Here is a 19,809-nt window from a genome sequence, read left to right on the forward strand (position 1 = left end):
TAAAAACAAATAATGTTACTACAAACAGACAGTCAGACCATTGAGGATCTCCGGCTATTTTCCAGGCAGGACCAAAAGGGGATATACGAATTATATAACAACACATTTACCCGAGGCGGGGAGGAACTGCTCGAAAGCATGTTTCGCGGTCCCTTATCAGATCTTGAAGCGATCCGGAGCAGGGCAGCAATCATCGGGGCCTTTGGTAAATTAAAAACGCGCTTTCCTTTTGAAGGCTGGCTGCTGGACAATGTCGAGAAATACATGCTTCAAGCCAAGGAACTCAATGAAGGGAAAAAGCCAGATCTGAGTGAGAAGGAGACCGCTGCGGGTGTAGGTGCCGTAATTGAATTGTTCCATCTGCTGCGTGAATTTCTCGAGAAAGGCGATTTGAAAAATATCACAGGGCTGGAAAATGAACGGGCAGAGGTGATGTCGGTTTTAAATGAAGTATCCCTGACACCTGTGTTTAAAGAACAGGCGAAAGCAAAGCTGTCGTATGCCGCCTCGACGGCATACGATGTATTGTTTCGCGTTCGTGAAAAAGAAAAGGTAATCAGGGTACTGCAATTTATCTACCTCATCGACGTCTATATTTCAGTTGCGAATGTGGCTGGGAAATACAATTTTGTGTTTCCTGTACCACAGCCCAAGCATTCAGGCGTCTTGGACTTGGAAGGCGTCTACCATCCAGAGCTAAAAAATCCTGTTGCCAATAGCCTCAGTATGAATGCAGATAAAACCGTGGTCTTCCTTACAGGGGCGAACATGGCAGGTAAAAGTACCTTCCTGAGGTCGTTTAGCACGGCCCTATACGTCGCACATATGGGTTTTCCTGTGGCCGCTAAGCGGATGGAATTCGCGGTTATGGACGGGATATACACGACCATCAACCTCCCGGATAACCTAGGTATCGGCGCCAGCCACTTCTATGCGGAGGTACTGCGCGTTAAAAAGATGGCTATCGAACTAGGTTCCGGTAAGTCCATTTTCGTGCTGTTTGACGAGCTATTTAGGGGTACCAATGTGAAAGATGCACATGAGGGGACGGTGGAAGTTACCCGGGCATTTGCTGAGATGAAAACCAGTAGGTTTATCATTTCCTCGCACATTGTCGAGGCGGCGGCGGAGCTCTGTAAAAAAGAGAACATAGGCTTTCATTACCTCCCCACTGTCATGAACGGTGCAATGCCGGTATATACATATACCCTGAAAGAAGGCGTGACTGACGACCGCCATGGAATGATCATTATACGTAACGAAGGTATCCTGGAGACCTTGAAAAATGGAAACAAAAATGGCTAAAAAGGCAACAAATTTCAGCATCGATAAGCAATCACTGGACGAACTCAACCTCCTCGGCAAGTTTAGTCCGGGGTCCATTTATTTCATTTTCAGACAGGTAAAAAGCAGCGGAGGAGAGCGCCTGCTTGGCGAAATGTTTAACACACCACTTGTCGATGAAACAGTCATCAATGAACGGACTGCCTTATTCAACTTCTTTGGAGAGTCGGACCTGAACTTCCCTTTCGATCCGGAGCAGTTGAGCATTATGAACGATTACGTTGACGGTGCGGCGACTGGCAGCCAGTTCGGAAATTATGCAAGCGTATTGTTCAAATTACTTGCCTCCAGAATTGCGAGAGACGTACAATATAAGCAGCTGATCCAAGGACTTCAGGCTACCATCGGGGTACTAAAGAAGTGTTATGTCTTATTGATGGATTTGGATGGAAAGGATAACATGTCGGCATCTTATCGTCAAAAGGTTGGACACTTGAAGCAGATCTTCAGCAATAGAAAACTGGCGCAGCTCATCGAAGTAGATATTTATAAATCCATATCTCCGCAGGCGATTGCGTCTTTCGACTATCTGATCAAGTCAGCCTTGCGGGAATCGGTAAGTACGATCCTCCACTTTATATCGGAAATAGATATCAGTATAGCGGTAGGAAAAGTAGCGAAGACAAAAGGATTTACCTATGCAGTCGCTCAGCCTCGGGAGCAAAACATGTTCAAGGCTGCTGAACTGCGCCATCCGGCGATTGATGGAGCTGTCGGGAATAACATTGAAATGAAAGATGGATCGAATGTCATCTTTCTCACTGGCGCAAATATGGCTGGAAAATCTACCTGGATGAAGTCCATAGGAATCAATATGTACCTGGCGCACATTGGCTTTCCGGTGGCAGCCCAGTCTATGGAGTTTTCCATCCGTGAAGGAATCTACTCAAGTATCAATGTCGGCGACAACATAGGCTTAGGCTATAGCCACTTTTATGCGGAAGTAGTCCGTGTGAAACATGCTGCAGAGGCGACGGCTACGGGAAAGCGCTTGCTATTAATGTTTGATGAATTGTTTAAGGGTACCAATGTAAAGGATGCCTATGACGGAACCTTGGCGGTGACCGAAGGATTTTCAGAATACAACAATTGTCTGTTCATAGTTTCTACCCACATTATTGAGGTAGGAGAGGCCTTGAAAAAACACTCGAACATCCAGTTTCGCTATATGCCTACTTTGATGGAAGGCGCTGTACCTCTGTATACTTACCAATTACAACAAGGCATCACAGAAGACCGTCAGGGAATGATGATCATCCGGAATGAAAAGATCCTGTCGTTGATGGGAATCGAATAATGTATTAATAAAAACAATCTATCAATTAACAAATAAATAAAAATTATGAGACGAGTTATTTTACTTGCGCTGGGTTTAATACCCATGCAGCTATTGGCACAAAACAGCAACTTTACTTTGACTGGTAAGGTTGGACAAGGAGGGGCACCTGCGAAAGCCTATCTGCAATATCAGGTAGGTAACCAAATTTGGAATGACACTGCGACGCTTGTCAAGGGCATTTTTAAATTTAAAGGCGAGGTCCAGGGACCGACAATTGCAAATCTTGTGATAGACCACAAAGGCGAAGGTTTAGCAAAATTAGGCGCTGCTGCAGATGTGGCTGCTGTGATCCTCGAACAAGGTCAGATTAGTCTGACGGCAAAAGATTCAGTTAAGAATGCTGTATTTACAGGTTCAAAAGTCAACGAGGAATACGCATTATATCAGGCCTTAGGGAGGACTGCGACCAATAAGATGGTCGATATCAAAGCCGAATACCTCTCCGCTCCGGAATCCCGAAGATCTGATAAAAAATATCAGGAGCACATGCAGGCACGTGCCGATTCTATTTTAGCAATACTATTTATAGAGCAGCGTGAATTTGTAAAGAAACATCCGAATTCTTATGTCAGCCTGATGGCCTTATCGGAACAGGTTGGACAAAATGTCGACTTAGCCATAGTAGTACCTTTTTTTGAAAAATTGTCGGCAAGTGTGCGCAATACTCCAGAAGGCATTCAATTCGGGAAAACTATAGAAGCGACCCGGAATACCTCTATTGGCGCTATCGCCCCTTTCTTTACGCAAAATGATGTGAACGATAAACCTGTAAGCCTTAAGGACTATCGCGGAAAATACGTTCTGATTGATTTTTGGGCATCCTGGTGTGGCCCATGCCGCGCTGAAAACCCAAATTTAGTAAAAGCTTATAACCAGTTTAAGGATAAAAACTTTACCGTGCTGGGCGTTTCCCTAGACATGCCTGGGAAAAAAGATGACTGGATGGCCGCTATAAAAAAAGATGGTTTGGTATGGACGCAAGTATCAGACCTTAAATTTTTCGAGAATGATGTTGCCAGACAATATAACATAAAAAGTATCCCTCAAAATTACCTGATTGACCCGAGCGGAAAGATCATCGCTAAAAATCTGCGTGGTGAAGAATTGAGTAAAAAGTTGGCAGCATTATTAAACTAGGAGAATTCGATCTGCATTCTATCTGACACCCTTTGAGGTCCGGCTCACCTCCGGCTCAGGTCGGGCTCAGGTCCGGAAAAACCCGTTCATGGGCCGGACCTGAGCCCGACCTGAGCCGGATGTAGTCCGCTGCTTATCCGCAGGTAGAACCTACACAGATGGAAGACAGATAGAAAACAGAGTAAATACTCATTTAAGTAAATTCCGGGCAAGAGAAAGTCTACAGGTGCATATTCCCGGCTACTGTAGCTCTAAAATTAAAATGTTCGGGTAACTCTTCCCTTCATAACTGAACACGCTAAAAGGATGATCACTGATTTTAACCTCGGATACCGGATAGGCAACCGATCTGCAGGCATCACCGGTATCTTTTTTTGTAATTGAAAATGACAGGGTCGCCGAACCCACTTGTTTAATATCAATGTGGTAGCTGTGCTGAGCTGCTCTGGGTCCAGGTTACCCCGTCTTGTTTGTGGCGTTTATCCAGGCTTGCCGGTGGTTTTTATCGTCAAGGGAGACGCCAAAAATGGTAAAGCCATTGTCTTCATATTTCTCTAGTACTTTGCGCATATTGGGGTTTTCAGCTCTGCAAGGATGACACCAGCTGGCCCAAAAATCCAGCGGTACATATTTACCCCTAAATCAAATAATCGGGTTCAATCGCCTGGGTATATAGGTTATAGAAGGGTCAAAAACGATGCTTGCCGCGTATTTCAGCAAATAACAACATCGTGTTATAAATGGTCAAGATAATTCAAATTGGACCTCTTGATTTTATTTCACTTTGTCTATTACCTGGCCATGGCCAATCTCCCGGGCGTGGCTGGTCAGCAAATGTTAAACCAATAGAAAATATAAACTTATGAATCTCCGCTTAAACCGTGTCGCGCTAGTTGCTTTATCCTGTGTGGTGGCAGCTTCGTTTTCCGCTACTGCCCAGCATGAACATTCTGTGAAAATTATCAAGCCTTTAACCCTTGAGCAGGTAAGGGTAAATGACCCGTTCTGGAGTCCCAAGCTGAAAGTCTGGACGGCCACAACAGTTTACGATGTATTCGATAAGCTGGAAGGAAAGTATACGCCTGACCGCCCGGATATCATTGCAGAAAAGAAAAAACTGGGCAGAACGCGAAACGCATTTTTAAATTTTGATCTCGTTGCCCAGGGCAAAAAAGACATTAAATCCCATGACGGACCGCCTTGGTATGACGGGCTGGTCTATGAGTCGATCCGGGGAGCTGCCGACATCCTGGCTGAATATCCGGATAAAGCATTAGAAGCAAAGATCGATGGCTATATCGACAGGATTGCTGCCGCGCAGGCAATTGATCCTGATGGTTACGTGAATACTTACACTACGTTGACCCGGTCAAAAATGCGCTGGGGCACCAATGGCGGCGATGACAACTGGCAGCATGACATTTACAATGCGGGAATGCTGATCGAAGCAGCGGACCATTATTACCGTGCTACCGGCAAAACCAAACTGCTGGAAGCAGCCGTAAAGATCGCCAACCTGATGAGCAGGGATATGGGCCCTGCACCTCGGAAAAATATTGTTCCAGGGCACGGTGGCCCGGAAGAAGCGGTAGTCAAATTGTACTGGCTTTTCAAAAACGACCCGGCACTTAAGGCTAAAATCAAATCTCCGGTTAAGGAACAGGATTATTTCGACCTGGGGAAATTCTGGATTGAAAACCGGGGGAACCATGGAGGAAAAGACGGTGCGGGCAAAAGGATGAATTTCGGGGCTTATGGCCAGGATGATGTGCCGGTTTTCCAGCAGAAAACCATTGAGGGTCATGCCGTGCGGGCGACATTACTGGCTACAGGTGTGGCCGCTGTCGCACTGGAGAATAAAAACAGGGACTATGTCAATACGGCCAATACCTACTGGGATAACATGGTCGGCAAAAAGATGTTCATCACCGGTGGTGAAGGCGCAATACGGGAACAGGAAAAATTCGGGCCGAATTATTTCCTCCCGGAATCGGCGTACCTGGAAACCTGCGCGGCCATTTCTTCAGGATTCTTTAGTGCCAGGATGAACGAATTGCAGGCAGATGGAAAGTATATGGATGAGTTTGAACGCGTGCTGTATAACAACCTGCTATCAGGGGTGGCGCTTAGCGGCGATCACTATTATTATGAAAATCCCCTGGTGGCTACAGATCATAAACGCTGGGCATGGCATGATTGCCCGTGCTGTCCACCCATGATTTTAAAAATGATTGGATCTGCTCCGGAATACATTTACGCCGGAGATGAACAAAATATATATGTTAACCTGTTTATTGGGAGTGAAGCAACTGTCAAAATAGAAGGGATGGACGTTTTGCTGGAACAGACCACGAATTACCCCTGGCAGGGAGACATCAAGATCTCAGTGAAGCCAGCTCAGGAAAAGACATTCTCATTAAAAGTGCGCATACCCGGCTGGGCGACAGGAAAGGAAAATCCCTTTGATTTATATCTGTCTAAAATTAGCCAGGCAGCGCTGTTAAAAATAAACGGAGAAGCTATTGCAGTCAGCCCGGTGAATGGGTATGTCACACTAACCCGCAAATGGAAAAAAGGTGACGTAGTGGAACTTAGGCTTCCGGTTGAACCACGGTTTGTGACCCCAAATGCTTCAGTAGAAACGATCAAAGGGAAGTTGGCCATCGCCGCAGGACCTATTGTTTATGGTTTGGAATCGGGCGACAACCCATCACTTGGAGAATATAAAATTATCCCGGAAACAGCATTGACAATGACTTACCAGCCAAAGTTGCTGAATGGGGTAAATGTGATTACCGGGCAGGCTGTTAAGGGAAATGGTGAGCAGGTCAGATTCCAGGCGGTGCCTTTTTATTCACTGGGCAACAGAAAGCAGGGAGACAGCTATCAGGTATGGACTCCGCTCAGCGCTGGTAAACCAAATTAACCATCAATGTGCAGCTTCTAGAGCAAACCAAAGGCCTGGATGAGGTGGTGGTCATCGGGTATGGAACTCAGCGCAGATATTAATCTGACCTTAAAAAAAGCGAAGTGTAGCAGGACATTCGGCCTGCTACACTTCTACCGATGCTTTACCTACCATTCGGCAAAGCTTCCGTCTTCAAGTCGCCAGATAGGGTTTGTCCACTGGTGACCAATTTTTTGTGCTTCCATAAGTGCGGCTTCATTCACTTCCACACCCAGGCCCGGGCGCTCAAATAAATCGATGTAACCATCCCTGATGGTGAATACTTCAGTGTTGCTCACATAGTCTAGCAGGTCAAAGCCCTGGTTGTAATGGATGCCGATGCTGTTTTCCTGGATGACAGCGTTCGGACAGGCAAAGTCGATCTGCAGCGCAGCCGCCAATGATACGGGTCCCAGCGGGCAATGTGGTGCAATGCTGACGTCATAGGCCTCTGCCATGGCCGCGATCCGGAATACTTCTGAGATCCCCCCGGCATGACTCAAGTCAGGCTGGATGATATCAATGTTTCCTTCGCTCAGCAGTGATTTAAAGTCCCAGCGGGAGAACATGCGTTCACCTGTGGCAATCGGGATGCTGGTATAGGCGGCGATGTGTTTCAGCGCTTCATTGTGTTCGCTGAGCACAGGTTCCTCTATAAACATCGGCCGGTAGGGTTCCAGTTCATCGATCAGTCTTCGGACCATGCTTTTATGTACCCGGCCATGGAAATCAAGCCCGATTTCCAGGCTGTCCCCAAATTCCTCCCTGAGTTTTCGGATGTTCTCAGCCGCTTTTTTGAGCTCGGTCTGGGTAGTGATCCATTCCAGGGGACCGGTGGCATTCATCTTCACTGCCCTGAATCCGGCAGCTACCTTCTCTTTCGCTTGCTGGATCACGACATCGGGATTGTCTCCCCCGATCCAGCAGTACATTTTCATTTTATCCCGTACAGCGCCGCCAAGCAACTGGTAAACCGGGACATTCAAAGCTTTCCCCTTGATGTCCCAAAGCGCCTGGTCAATACCGGCCATGGCGCTCATGTGTATGGCACCGCCACGATAAAAGCCGCCACGGTACAATATCTGCCAGATGTCCTGGATCCGGTGGGCAGATTGTCCGATCACATACTGCTCCATTTCTTTCACACATGCAGCAACGGTATCGGCCTTTCCTTCAACAATGGGTTCTCCCCAGCCGATGATTCCCTCTTTGGTGGTGATTTTTAAAAACAACCACCTTGGTGGAACTTTGAACAGTTCGAAACGTTCTATGATCAATTGATTTTCCATATGTATTTACTTGATTTGTGCCAGCAGCGCAGCTACCGACTGTTTGATTTCAGACTTTGATCCGGTGGTAAAGGTGCCGCCGACGCCAATGCCAACTGCACCCGCCTGCAACCATTCCGCTGCGTTGGCCGCGTTGATTCCTCCCACAGCGATGATCTTACAGCCCCGGAAAGGGGCGAGTACCGCCTTCAGGTAATCAGTGCCTAAGGTACCAGCGGGAAATAATTTGATGAAATCTGCACCTTGCTGGAGCCCGGTGGCGATTTCAGTGGGCGTCATTGCACCCATCAAGGACACTACACCTGCATTTTTGGCCGCCCCAATCACGTCCGCGTTCATATTGGGGGTGACCAGAAACTGAGCACCGGCCCCGATGGCCTGTTTTGCTAGTTCAACCGTCGTGATGGTGCCTGCACCTACCAGTATTTCAGGAAATTCTCGCTTCACCCATAAGATATGTGCGCAAAAGCCTGGTGTGTTGGCGGTAATTTCCAGGGCCGTGATGCCCGATGCGATTAAGTTTGCTAACATGGGGCGGACATCTTTTTCATTATCTGACCTGATGATGGCCACTACTTTGGCTGACTCAATATGCGCTATGGTTTTAGTTTTCATAATTTATTCATCGAATGACATGACCGGAAGTGTTGCCTTCCATAATTGACAGGATTTCCAGCTCGTTACTGGAATGATAATCGCCGCTAATGGTGTGTTTCAGCGCGAAGGCAGCGGTAGCAAATGCTACGGCTTTTTGATCATCCCAACCTAGATGCAGCGCATGGAGGAGTCCTGCGGCGAATGCATCCCCTGTCCCGAACCTGTCGGAAATGTCTACCGTGTAATTTGCTGAAATGCTGAGTGTACCCTGGTTTAAATAAGCAGCACTCAGATCGTTTCTGGAAGCCGAACTATGTTCCCTGATGGTAAATGCGACTTGCCGCAGACCGAATTGCGCAGCGGCAATTTCCAGGGCTTCAAGTGTGATTTCTGTTTCGCTGGTTCCTTTAAGCGCTATCCCGTACACATCAACCAGGCTGCCTGCGTTGCCCAGCAGCAGGTCGGTATGGGCTAAAATCTCGTCAAACAGCTTCCTTGCATCCCGGGGGTCATTCCATAGTGTCCTGCGGTAATTGAAATCAAAGGCTACTTTTACTTTTTGCTCGCTGGCAGCCTTTACCAGGTTGATGGCCGACTGGGCACAACCAGGGGATAAGGCAGGGGTGATGCCGGAAAGGAATATCCAGGCCTTTCCCTTCAGCAGTTCGGCCCAGTCAAACTCTTCCGGTGTTATTTCGCTGAAAGCGGAATGCGCGCGGTCATATACTGCCCTGGACGGCCTGATGGAGGCGCCAAGTTCAATAAAGTAGCTGCCCATTCGCTGGCCTCCTTTTTTTATCAGGGCCGTATCTACGCCGTGGCCCCTGAGTGACCGGACCGCGCCTTCGCCAATCGGATTATCAGGTATTTTGGTGATAAACTGAACAGTGTTGCCCAGCGTGGCCAGAGCACTGGCGACGTTGGACTCTGAACCTGCATAGTTCACTGCAAAGGCCTGACTGCTGTCAAGTTTGGCCGCTTTTTCGTTCGGGGTTAACCGAAGCATGATTTCTCCAAAGGTTAAAAAGCTCATGGGCTAAACAAAATTAGTGGATGGACTGGGCTGATGCTATACATTACTTTACGCTGAATCTATAAATGCAATGATGCGCATAGGTTTCTCCCGGCCCCAGTACGGTAGAAGGGAAAGCTGGCTGGTTGGGACTATCAGGGAAATGTTGGGTCTCCAGCGCCAGGCTTTCTCTGTAGCGGTAGGATCTACCTGACTTGCCCTGGTATTTGCCGTCAAAAAAATTGCCTCCGTAAAACTGGATTCCTGGCTGAGTGGTAAATACTTCCATGTAACGACCGGAATCTGGTTCCAGTAAAGTTGCCGCCGGCTTGGGGCTGCCTGTACCGTGATCAAGGACCCAGTTGTGGTCATATCCGATGCCGTAATCCAGTTGCTGGAATTTTTCATTCAGCGCTTTTCCGATCGCGGTAGGCTGGCGGAAATCCATGGGTGTACCTGCTACCGGATCCAGGCTGCCCAGCGGGATCAGGGTGTTGTCTATCGGCGTGTAGTATTCAGCATTGATCATCAGTTGATGGTCGTTTATACTGCCGTTCCCGTGACCGCGGAGATTGAAAAAAGAGTGATGGGTCAGATTGATGATCGTCCGCTGATCTGTGGTCGCACGATAGGAGATGTAGAATTCATTTTCATCGGTCAGGCGGTAGGTCATGCTGATAGCTAGATTTCCCGGGAAGCCTTGCTCACCATCTTGTGATGTATAGCTGAAGGTGATTTCCCCATTGCCCCGTTGTTCGGCCTTCCAAACCACCATGTCGAATCCCTCAAAGCCGCCATGCAGGCTGTTGTTTCCGTCATTTTGTGGCAGCTGGTAGGATTTGCCGTCCAGGCTGAACCTGCCATTCGCAATCCTGTTGCCGAAGCGGCCGATTGCGGCGCCAAGAAACCGCTCCCCTTTAAAGTTGATGTAGTGATCGATATGGTCATGACCAAGTACGATGTCTGCGAAGTTACCTTCCCGGTCCGGTGCCCACAGTTCGACCACCCTGGCACCGAAGTTGGTGACCGCCATTTCCATACCTGCAGCGTTTTTTAAGTAATAAAGTGCAGTGGAGTGATTTTTATAGATCGCCTGGAAATTTTCCTGTTTTGCCTGGATGTATTTCATGCGCTGTTGGGTTAGACGCTCGACAGCAGCCCGCCGTCGACATAAATCATTTGACCGTTTACATAGTCACTGGCGCGGGCGGACAGGAAAATCAATGCGCCCACCAGTTCCTCTGTCAATCCCCACCGTTGTCCGGGTGTTCTTTTACAGACCCAATCATTGAATTCTGTGTTTTCATACAAGGGTTTGGTCATGTCTGTTTTAAAATAGCCGGGCCCGATCCCGTTGGTCTGTATATTATGTTTGGCCCATTCAACGGCCATCCCTTTGGTAAGCATCTTTAATCCGCCTTTTGAAGCTGCATACGGAGTGATAGAAGGACGTCCGAGTTCAGACTGCAACGAACCGATATTGATGATTTTGCCCGATTTTCGTTTGATCATGCCTGCAGCTACTGCCCTGGAAACTTTGAAGGCTCCGCTGAGGTTGACCGCAATGATCAGGTCCCAGTCCGCATCACTGAATGATTCCAGCGGCCCTCTGATGGTGATACCAGCATTGTTTACCAAAATATCGATGTCACCCACCTCCTGGGATATGGCCTCAACGGCCTCATTTACTTGTTCGGAGTTGTTGATGTCAAAGTCATAGCCCCAGACCTGATGCCCTTCCCGCCTGAGCTGGTTGACCTGGTCAGTCAGTTTTTCCTGGTTTCTGCCATTGAGGATTACCCTGGCACCATGTTCACACAGTCCCCTGGCGAATGCAGCGCCAAGTCCCCCTGAAGAACCTGTTACCAGGGCGACCTTGTTTTTTATATTAAATAGTTCGTTTGGATTCATACCGATCGCTGGTTACATGTAAGTTCCACCATTGATGCTGATCGTCTGGCCTGTGATGTACGAAGACGCGTCAGATGCTAAAAAGACGATGGCGTCAGCTACCTCAGCGGCAGTACCCAGACGGCCCATTGGAATGTTTTTCATTAAGAATTCCATCTGTTCTGCTGGTACCCCGTCCTGCATACTGGTGTCAATTATCCCCGGTGCCACTGCGTTCACCCTCACGCCATGGGCCGCACTCAGTTTGGCAAGTGATTTGGTTAAACATTCAACGGCAGCTTTACTGGCGGCATAATGTGCGCCGGCAATCAGTCCGCCCACTTTTCCCGCCACTGAAGCAAGGCTCACAATTGCTCCGGACTTCTGACTGATCATTTTGTCTATGACGAGTTGCGTCAGGAAGAATACTGAGGTCAGATTTATGTCCATCAGCCGTTCCCACTCAGACCGGGTTATGTCTTTTGCCGGTGTGCGCAGGTAAATACCCGCGTTGTTTACCAATACGTCGATCCGGCCTTCTTTTTCCAGGATACCGTTCACCAGATCCGACAAAAACTGATCATTGGTTAGATCCCCCTGAATATAGTTTGAGTCACTCGAAGGAGAAATGTCTGTTCCGTATACAATGGCGCCATGACTTTTAAAATCACGAACCAGGGTGCTTCCGATTCCTCCGGCCGCGCCGGTAATGAGTACAACTTTGTTTTTGAAATTTAATTCCATAATTCTTTAACTATTTTTATATATGCTTATATGCGGTAGAATTTTTCAGCATTCCGCCGGTAGATGTCCTGAATTTGATTTTCGGGGATCCCGGACAATAAGCTGTCCAGGGTCTCGACCCATCTGGCATAAGAGGAGGCCTGACACAACACTGGCCAATCCCCGCCAAAGATCAAGCGTTCGGTACCGAAGTGGCAGAGGGCTGCATCCACATAGGGCTTCAAATCGTGCAGCTTCCACCGGCGGTGATCAGCCTCAGTGACCAGACCGGATAGCTTGCAGGCGACGTTCCCGAATGTAGAGAGCTGTTTGGTATCCGATTCCCAGGCTTCAAATTCACGGGTACTGATCCCGGGCTTACCCATGTGGTCGAGCATAAATTTGACTTCCGGGCACCTGCCGACTAGTTCGATGATTTTTGGTAGCTGTGTATGTGAAACGCAGATGTCAAATGACAGATCATAGGCTGGGAGCAGCTGCACCCCTCGTATAAAATCAGCTTTGAGGCAAAAATCGGGATCAGGTTCGAACTGAATAATCCGGCGAATGCCCTTGACCAGCGGATTTTTGGCATACCGGTCCAGGATTTCAGCAGCGTCATTGCCCAGCTCCAGCGGTGCCCAGGGAATGATACCCTTGATGCGCCTGTCTTTTGCCGCCAGTTCGCTTACCCACGCGAGCTCCTGTTCACTCTGAATAGGGTCGCACTCGCACTGCACAAAAAGCATTTTTTCCAGTTGAAGGTCTTTGGTGTCCCTGTTGAAATCATCCATCAGGTAGGGCTTGTTCAGCAGCGGAACTTCGTCCAGCCAGGGATACCTCAGAAAACCGGGGTCCCAAAGGTGAACATGAGCGTCGATGATAGGATTGGTTGGCATTTGATCAGAGGCTAAGATTATAAACTGCCGGCAAATGAAGAGGTTTCTCCCAGTCCTTCTCCACCCATGGTCAGGTAGCCTCCATCAATGTACAGGTCTGCGCCGGAGATGAAGCTTGCCTCATCACTTAGCAGGAACGCGATCGGTCCTGAGCATTCTTCCACTTCACCAAGACGTCTTAGCAGGTGGAATTTGCCCCATACCGGTTCCCATTTGTCCCTTCCGCCGATTGCCGCTTTTTCGACTTCCTTGGTCCAGATCCAGGCTGGACTTACTGCATTTACGCGGATGTTCGGTGCCAGGTCCATCGCCATGCATTTGGTAAGCTGGGTAACAGCGCCCTTTGCCGCGTTATAGGTCCATCTGCCTGGCTGGGCGATATGCGCCGATATGCTTGATACATTCACAATTGCTCCGCCGGCGCTCATATGCGGCGCAGCATATTTAGCCATGGTGCCATAGGCCACGGGTCCGGCGTGCATGACCCTGTCCCAGTCCTCACGGGTGACATCAGTGCCTTTTGATACAAAAGAGAACGCGTTGTTGACCAGAAAATGCAGACTGCCCCATTTCGACACAGCCGCCGCCACAAGGGATTTACAGAAGGCTTCATCAGCCATATCCCCCTGCAGGAACTGTACTGCAAAGCCCCGCTCAGCGAGTTCCTGTTCAGTTTTGATCCCTGCTGCACTGATTCCCGAGAAAGTCACTGAAACTCCTTCGGAACACAGCCGTTCTACACATGCTCTTCCAATTCCGGATGATCCGCCGGTGACTATGGCAACTTTGCCTGCTAAACCTTTCATACTTAACTTTTAAACTTTTTCCGGGAATGTACCCCGTTGGATTAATTGATGAGCCGTTCATGATCGGGCCGGTTTTCATTTAACCAAACTTACCCCTCATGTCGAACTGACAGCTTCTTCTTGCAGCCGTGTATCTCACAGATCTGCATTTCAAAAGTCAGTCAATTATTAGCTTGAGATTAAAACGCTTTTAGCCAGATGTAGAACTATATTGACAATGTTTGCAATCAGCGTTGCCCGGCGCGACGCGCTTGCAGTTGATACGGCCCGGCGCTTGAAACCGTTAAATAACCGGTTTTCAGGCGCATTTAGCGCGAAAAGCTGGATGAAGATCAACCTGCTTGCACGGCGTGTTTATCACATTTGAGCGGGAAAACATGCCCCTGGAAAGTCAATCCTGTTCTTATTGATGGCGTAACTCTTTATTAATCATTATCTTTGAATAAACTTACAAGACAGTAAGGACTGTTTCCATCACCATGAAGCTTTATTTAGAAAATGTTTCAAAATCAAGTCCCAACGACCTTTTCCAGCTGAAAGAGGAATTCTTCGCGTTTAATGATTTTCCGCTGCACTACCATCCGGAGTATGAACTGATCTATATCATCAAGAGTGAGGGTCGGAGGTATATCGGAAACAATATCGGGACTTTCCAGTCCGGGGACATTTATTTGCTCGGACCAAACCTGCCCCATACCTTTTACAACAAGGACTTTTCTTCAGACAATGAGGTACACCAGATAGTGCTGCAGTTTCGGGAGGATTTTCTCGCGCCAAATCTTTTTGAGAAGCCCACTTTTCACAGCATTAGGAGCCTGCTCGCGAATTCCGGTCAGGGCCTTTACATCAGTGGCGAAAACGGCAAGCAGGCTGGGGAGATTCTCCGGAAAATGGTTAAAATGGACCCAAGTGAGGCGGCGATCAGCCTGCTTTACCTGCTGGACCACCTGACCAAACTTCCTGATCTGCAAATTTTATCTACCCCGAGCCTTGCCCATGAATATTCTTTAAGGGACTCAAACAGGATGGGACTGGTCCATCAGTACCTTTTAGAGAATTTTCGCAAGCATATCGATCTGACGCATGCTGCCTCTATAGCCTGCCTTTCCACGTCAGCATTTTGCCGGTATTTTAAGAAGTATACCCGAAAGACCTTTTCAGAATTCGTGATTGACCTCCGTATCAATTATGCTTGTGAGCTGATCAAGCAGAATTCACTGAGCATGGCCCAAATTAGTCTTGATAGCGGATTCAACAACAGTTCTTATTTCAACAGGAAATTTAAGAAAGTCGTTAAAATGACTCCCCAGGAATATTACAAACAGTGTTTCCCCCTGATTGCAAAAAAAGTTCCTGAAAACCGGCGATGAGAAAATGTTGATTTATTTGCTCATCTGCCTGTTCACCAGGAATTTGTCTGCAAGTACGCCGATGAGGATCACAATGCCCATTACAGCGAAGTTAAGCGAACTCGGTATCCCTAACAAATTAACTAGGTTCTGGATAACCTGTAACATGGCTGCACCAATGATAATACCCCCGATTGATCCTTCTCCACCTTTAAGGGAGCATCCTCCGAGTACTGCGGCGGCTATGCCATACAACTCGTAAAAATTACCATGAGAAGAGGGCGCTATGGCATTGGTATAAAATGCCAGCAGCACGCCTGAGATACCAGCTAAAAGCCCACATATTGCATAGGTTAGCATGATCATACGGTCTGTATTGATTCCTGAAAAATAAGTCGCTTCTTCATTACGCCCAATGGCAAATATATACCTGCCATAAACGGATTTATGCAGGAAGACCCAAGCCAGTACGCTGATAATGAGCATCAGGATAAATGGCAGCGGTATGCCCCACAGATTACCGGTGGCCAGGTATTGCACAATAGAGAATCCTTCTCCGTAGCCAAAGCCCATGGTCACATCATTAGAGATGAACCTGGCGATTCCCCGGTAAAATAATAGTCCGCAGAGGGTAACAATAAAGGCCTGGATCTTATATTTGGTCACCAGGGTTCCGTGGAAGCAGCCAATTAAGGTCGCCAGGGCAAGGACAATCAACATTGCCAGGGGCCAGGCGACCTGGTGTTTCACTAGCAACATGCTCAGGATCACGCCGATCAAGGAAAATACAGAACCCACGGAGAGGTCAATTCCCCGGGCGATGATCACGATCCCGCTTCCGATGCTGAATATGCCAAATATACCAATCAGGCGTGTGGTGTTCTTTAGGTTGGCCGGGCTCAGGAAGTTGGGGTTACCTATGGCAACCAGAACGCATAGTATGACAAAAATGATAAATATTCCTTTTTCTTTTTTCATTGTTAATTAGTTTAAGCCTACTGCGTACCGCATGATATTTTCTTCCGTAAATTCTTCAGGTTCCAGCTGACCGGAGATTTTTCCTTCGTGCATGACCAGGATCCTGTGACTGATGTTGATGATTTCCTCCATGTCGGAGCTTACAACAATGATCATCACCCCGCTTTTGGCCAGGTTTCGTAATATGTTGTAGATCTCGGCCTTTGCCCCAATGTCTACCCCGCGAGTGGGTTCGTCAAAGATCAGTAAACTGGGATTACGGGAAAGCCATTTGCCAATGGCAATTTTTTGCTGATTGCCCCCGCTTAGATCTTTAAGATTGGTACGCAGAGTTGGAGCTTTGACGTTTAATTCTTCGACTTTAGCGGTGCTGAGTGCGGCCTCTTTCCGGCGGCTGATAATTTTGAAAGCCGAAGTTGCGGGCAGATTGGGAAGCGTTAAATTTTCGATGATGTTCATGCTGGCAACAATACCCTGATTTCTGCGGTCCTCGGGGACTAAAAAAATTCCTTTTGAGATGGCATCTGCGGGGTTATTCACGGTGATTTCCGCACCGTTCAGATGCATCGTTCCCCCGGTCGCGCGATGTATCCCGAAGATGGTGTTGACCAGTTCTGTCCGGCCAGCACCCACCAGTCCTGAAATCCCAAGGATCTCTCCGCCGCTCAGCCGCAGATTTACTCCGTGCTGCGTGTACCTGTAGGTGGACAGGTCCCTGATTTCGAATGAGCTCGCCGGATGATAGGGCCAGGGGGCGACCTGGGATTTGAATATATCCCTTCCGATCATTAACCGCACCAAATTGTCATGGTTGATTTCCCTGCGTTGAAGCTCGCCTGAATTCTGACCGTCTTTTAGCACGACCACCCGGTCGGCGATTTCGATGATCTCGTTCAGCCGGTGGGAAATGTAGATAATGGAAATTCCTTTTGCTTTCAGGTTGCGGATGATCTCAAAAAGCAGGTCAGTTTCTTTCAGGGTCAGGCTGGAGGTGGGTTCATCCATGATGATGATCCTGGCGTGCTGGGAAAGTGCTTTGATGATCTCAATGATTTGCTGTTCGGCAATCGACAGCTTGCTTACACTAGTGGCTGAAGGGATGGTCAGGCCAAAAAGTTTGAGCAACTCATCGGCATCAGCATATAATTTATGCAGGTCGATCAGTTTGAATGCTTTGACTGGTTCGCGTCCGAGAAAGATGTTTCCGGCGACATCCAGGTTATCCAACAGGTTGAGTTCCTGATGGATCAGGATAATCCCCAGTCTTTGCGACTCTTTAACGGAGTTGATTTCACAGGCTTTGTCATCAAGGTGAACTGATCCCTCCGTTGCGGTGTAGATGCCGCTAAGGATTTTCATCAGGGTTGATTTTCCTGCGCCATTTTCTCCCAGCAGCGCCAGGATTTCTCCTTCGTTAACTGCGAGGCTGACTTTATTCAAGGCTTTGAAAGCACCGAATGTTTTGCTGATCCCCTTCATCTCCAGGATACAGTTGCCTGGTGTTGCTTTAGCTGGTGCCATGGTTTTAGTTAGCAGTAGAAAGACAAGTGATTATTTTTTTCTGACAGTTTGCATTTTTGCGATAAAGGCATCCACGTTGGCCTGGTTGATAATTGTTGCCGGGATGATGATCTGTTTGCCGGCAGGAACAGCGTTTTTGTTACCTGAAATGTATTTAGCCAGTAAATGTATAGACTGGTACCCAAATTCATAAGGTTGCTGAACGACGGTACCGACAATATCTCCTTTTTTTACGCCCTGGAGTGTTTCCTCTTCCTCGTCAAAGCAGACAATCTTGACCTGTTCGAGTTTATTGGACTCTCTCACAGCGTTGAGTATCGCGGGGCCGTTATAACTCCACAGACCGACGAAGCAATTGATCTCCGGGTTAGATACGAGCACGTCGTTCACATTGGCTTTTGCCCTTACCCTGTCAATGTTGTCAGTCTTTACGCCTGCAATGGTAATGTTGCTGCCCTTAAGTGCTGCTTCAATGCCTGCAATTCTTTCTTTTGCATTTTGGGCATCCGATTTTCCGACAAATAACATCACCTTTCCTCCGGCAGGAAGGGCTTCTTTGATGAGTTGACCGGCAGATTTCCCTGCATCAATATTGCTGGTGCCCACATAGCACAGACGCTTACTTCCCGGAATGTCGCTATCGGTGATGATGACCGGGATTTGCTCAGCAGTTTTGTCGATTAACGGACTTTGGTTGACTGGGTCCAGTGGTGATACCACGATCCCGCTGACATTGTTGACCAGCAGGTCCTCAATCAGTCGTTTCTGTTCTTCAGTGGCCCCATCGGTTGTGTATTTAAAAATAACATTGTATTCCGGTAGTTCTTTGGCTGCCTGGTTGCATCCGTTCTCAGCAAGCGTCCAGAAGTCGGTGGCTGCCCCTGCAATGAAAGCAATGGTAGGTTTCTGATTACGCTGACAGCCAGGGCCCAGCAAAGCAGTAAAGAGCAGTAAAAAGCAAATCGTCTTTTTCATAAGCATTCAAATAATTAAAATTTGTCTAAATAGTGGTTCAACAAAATTGGTAGGTACCGGTAATTTTTCATTCTCGCCATTTCCTGACATAAGATTTCAGTAACAGGCTTCCGGGACCGATCACCCGTAAAGCCGTACCGATAGGACAGCTGATTTTCGTTTTGAGGGGAAAAATTATTCATGGTTATATCAGGTTGTCGGTCAAAGCTCTTCCGCATTTTACAGCGATCAAATTACCGAGCAAAACCAGTGATCAAAAATGAATCAATTTACTGCCCGAAAATGGAACGTTTTTAACATTGTTTAGAACTTAATTGACTTTTTTTAGCGTTTAATTTTCCTGGGCGAATGCAAATCTTTGATTTTTTGTGTTAGGATACTGGGGGTTAGTTGGCTTTAAAAAGGCGGATATCGGGCCCGAAAATGCACCATTCCTTGATGATCAGCCACACTTTGTTCGCCTATCGGTAATGGAATAAGTCGGCAGAGGTAATTATTTTAGGTCAAAATCGTGCTAAGACTGATTAGAGAATATCAGTGGCCGTAATGATTGTCTGGGCATCTGCTTGGCTGTGTTGGGATGGTAGAGTGGCCGTCATTAAGGATGTCTGGCATTTTTGAATAGGATGATTTCTATATTGAACAAAGAATCGACCTTGTCAAATCTTCTGAAAACCAGTTATCCACAAATTACACACGGGTATGTGTCTATTCCTAAAATTGCCTTACCAAATTCGGACTAACCATTTAACTTTATATTACTATGGAAAAACCGAGAAAAGGGACACAGACAGGGACATTTGTTACCTATGAGGATTCTTTTAAAATTGCCGTTGCCCGGGAATACCTTGAAGGCAAACTGAGCCAGGCGCAGCTTGGCCGTAAGTATGGGCTTAGCAGCGGCGAAGTAGTTCGCTATTTCGTGAACTGGTACAAAAAGTACATCAGCCAGGCCGAGGTTTGGGAGTCGGGCAGCCCGCTTGCGTCAAATGCTGATCAGGGT

Annotated in this window: 17 protein-coding genes and 1 pseudogene; 6 read left to right on the forward strand and 12 right to left on the reverse strand. The window is 47.7% G+C overall.

The genetic code is table 11. From position 1 onward, the window contains the following. Positions 1-12: 12 nt before the first annotated feature. From EZ437_RS20975 to EZ437_RS20985, 3 genes are read left to right on the forward strand one after another with little or no spacing between them, the layout of a single operon-like run. Entirely contained in the window at positions 13-1,305 is a 1,293-nt protein-coding gene (locus tag EZ437_RS20975) for a MutS-related protein (protein ID WP_131598093.1), read from the forward strand. Next, complete coding sequence (locus EZ437_RS20980) at positions 1,286-2,641, forward strand: MutS-related protein (RefSeq protein ID WP_205942778.1); 1,356 nt, start codon at positions 1,286-1,288, stop codon at positions 2,639-2,641. The genes EZ437_RS20975 and EZ437_RS20980 overlap by 20 nt, the downstream gene beginning before the upstream one ends. Positions 2,642-2,686: 45 nt before the next feature. After that, entirely contained in the window at positions 2,687-3,820 is a 1,134-nt protein-coding gene (locus EZ437_RS20985) for a TlpA disulfide reductase family protein (protein WP_131598095.1), read from the forward strand. Positions 3,821-4,276: 456 nt separating this feature from the next. Here the strand turns inward: EZ437_RS20985 and EZ437_RS20990 are convergent, their stop codons facing one another. Further along, positions 4,277-4,441, reverse strand: a complete 165-nt coding sequence (locus EZ437_RS20990) for a peroxiredoxin family protein (RefSeq protein WP_131598096.1) — start codon at positions 4,439-4,441, stop codon at positions 4,277-4,279. A gap of 241 nt (positions 4,442-4,682) precedes the next feature. Between EZ437_RS20990 and EZ437_RS20995 the strand changes: the two genes are divergently transcribed. Further along, entirely contained in the window at positions 4,683-6,746 is a 2,064-nt protein-coding gene (locus EZ437_RS20995) for a glycoside hydrolase family 127 protein (protein ID WP_131598097.1), read from the forward strand. Positions 6,747-6,895: 149 nt separating this feature from the next. On the opposite strand, the gene dgoD is transcribed toward EZ437_RS20995, so the two are convergent. From dgoD to EZ437_RS21035, 8 genes are read right to left on the reverse strand one after another with little or no spacing between them, the layout of a single operon-like run. Then, a complete protein-coding gene (gene dgoD / locus EZ437_RS21000; RefSeq protein ID WP_131598098.1) occupies positions 6,896-8,056 on the reverse strand; it encodes a galactonate dehydratase in 1,161 nt (386 codons plus the stop codon). Positions 8,057-8,062: 6 nt separating this feature from the next. Then, a complete protein-coding gene (locus tag EZ437_RS21005) occupies positions 8,063-8,671 on the reverse strand; it encodes a bifunctional 4-hydroxy-2-oxoglutarate aldolase/2-dehydro-3-deoxy-phosphogluconate aldolase (protein WP_131598099.1) in 609 nt (202 codons plus the stop codon). A 7-nt stretch (positions 8,672-8,678) separates the two neighbouring features. Then, positions 8,679-9,686: a sugar kinase gene (locus EZ437_RS21010; RefSeq protein ID WP_131598100.1), complete on the reverse strand. Its 1,008-nt coding sequence runs from the start codon at positions 9,684-9,686 to the stop codon at positions 8,679-8,681. 43 nt (positions 9,687-9,729) lie between these two features. Next, positions 9,730-10,794, reverse strand: a complete 1,065-nt coding sequence (locus EZ437_RS21015) for an aldose epimerase family protein (RefSeq protein WP_131598101.1) — start codon at positions 10,792-10,794, stop codon at positions 9,730-9,732. An 11-nt stretch (positions 10,795-10,805) separates the two neighbouring features. Beyond that, positions 10,806-11,576 carry an SDR family NAD(P)-dependent oxidoreductase gene (locus EZ437_RS21020; protein WP_131598102.1) on the reverse strand — a complete coding sequence of 257 codons (771 nt, stop codon included), beginning with the start codon at positions 11,574-11,576 and terminating at the stop codon, positions 10,806-10,808. A gap of 12 nt (positions 11,577-11,588) precedes the next feature. After that, positions 11,589-12,299 (reverse strand): SDR family NAD(P)-dependent oxidoreductase, encoded by a 711-nt coding sequence (locus tag EZ437_RS21025; protein WP_131598103.1) that lies wholly within the window; start codon positions 12,297-12,299, stop codon positions 11,589-11,591. 26 nt (positions 12,300-12,325) lie between these two features. Further along, positions 12,326-13,177 carry an amidohydrolase family protein gene (locus EZ437_RS21030; protein WP_131598104.1) on the reverse strand — a complete coding sequence of 284 codons (852 nt, stop codon included), beginning with the start codon at positions 13,175-13,177 and terminating at the stop codon, positions 12,326-12,328. Between the two features lie 17 nt (positions 13,178-13,194). Beyond that, on the reverse strand, positions 13,195-13,983 hold the full coding sequence (locus tag EZ437_RS21035) for an SDR family NAD(P)-dependent oxidoreductase (RefSeq protein WP_131598105.1): 789 nt from the start codon (positions 13,981-13,983) through the stop codon (positions 13,195-13,197). 479 nt (positions 13,984-14,462) lie between these two features. On the opposite strand from EZ437_RS21035, the gene EZ437_RS21040 reads away from it, so the two are divergent. Further along, entirely contained in the window at positions 14,463-15,353 is an 891-nt protein-coding gene (locus EZ437_RS21040; protein WP_131598106.1) for an AraC family transcriptional regulator, read from the forward strand. A 12-nt stretch (positions 15,354-15,365) separates the two neighbouring features. Here EZ437_RS21040 and EZ437_RS21045 read toward each other — a convergent pair whose 3' ends face one another. From EZ437_RS21045 to EZ437_RS21055, 3 genes are read right to left on the reverse strand one after another with little or no spacing between them, the layout of a single operon-like run. Next, entirely contained in the window at positions 15,366-16,310 is a 945-nt protein-coding gene (locus tag EZ437_RS21045; protein ID WP_131598107.1) for an ABC transporter permease, read from the reverse strand. A 6-nt stretch (positions 16,311-16,316) separates the two neighbouring features. Then, positions 16,317-17,831 (reverse strand): sugar ABC transporter ATP-binding protein, encoded by a 1,515-nt coding sequence (locus EZ437_RS21050; protein WP_131598108.1) that lies wholly within the window; start codon positions 17,829-17,831, stop codon positions 16,317-16,319. A 30-nt stretch (positions 17,832-17,861) separates the two neighbouring features. Next, positions 17,862-18,806, reverse strand: coding sequence for a sugar-binding protein (locus tag EZ437_RS21055; protein ID WP_165500489.1), 945 nt, complete (start codon positions 18,804-18,806; stop codon positions 17,862-17,864). A 763-nt stretch (positions 18,807-19,569) separates the two neighbouring features. Between EZ437_RS21055 and EZ437_RS21060 the strand changes: the two are divergent. Further along, positions 19,570-19,809: pseudogene (locus EZ437_RS21060) on the forward strand (hypothetical protein); the annotation flags it as partial.

This window comes from Pedobacter psychroterrae (genome assembly GCF_004331695.1).
Lineage (GTDB): Bacteria > Bacteroidota > Bacteroidia > Sphingobacteriales > Sphingobacteriaceae > Pedobacter > Pedobacter psychroterrae.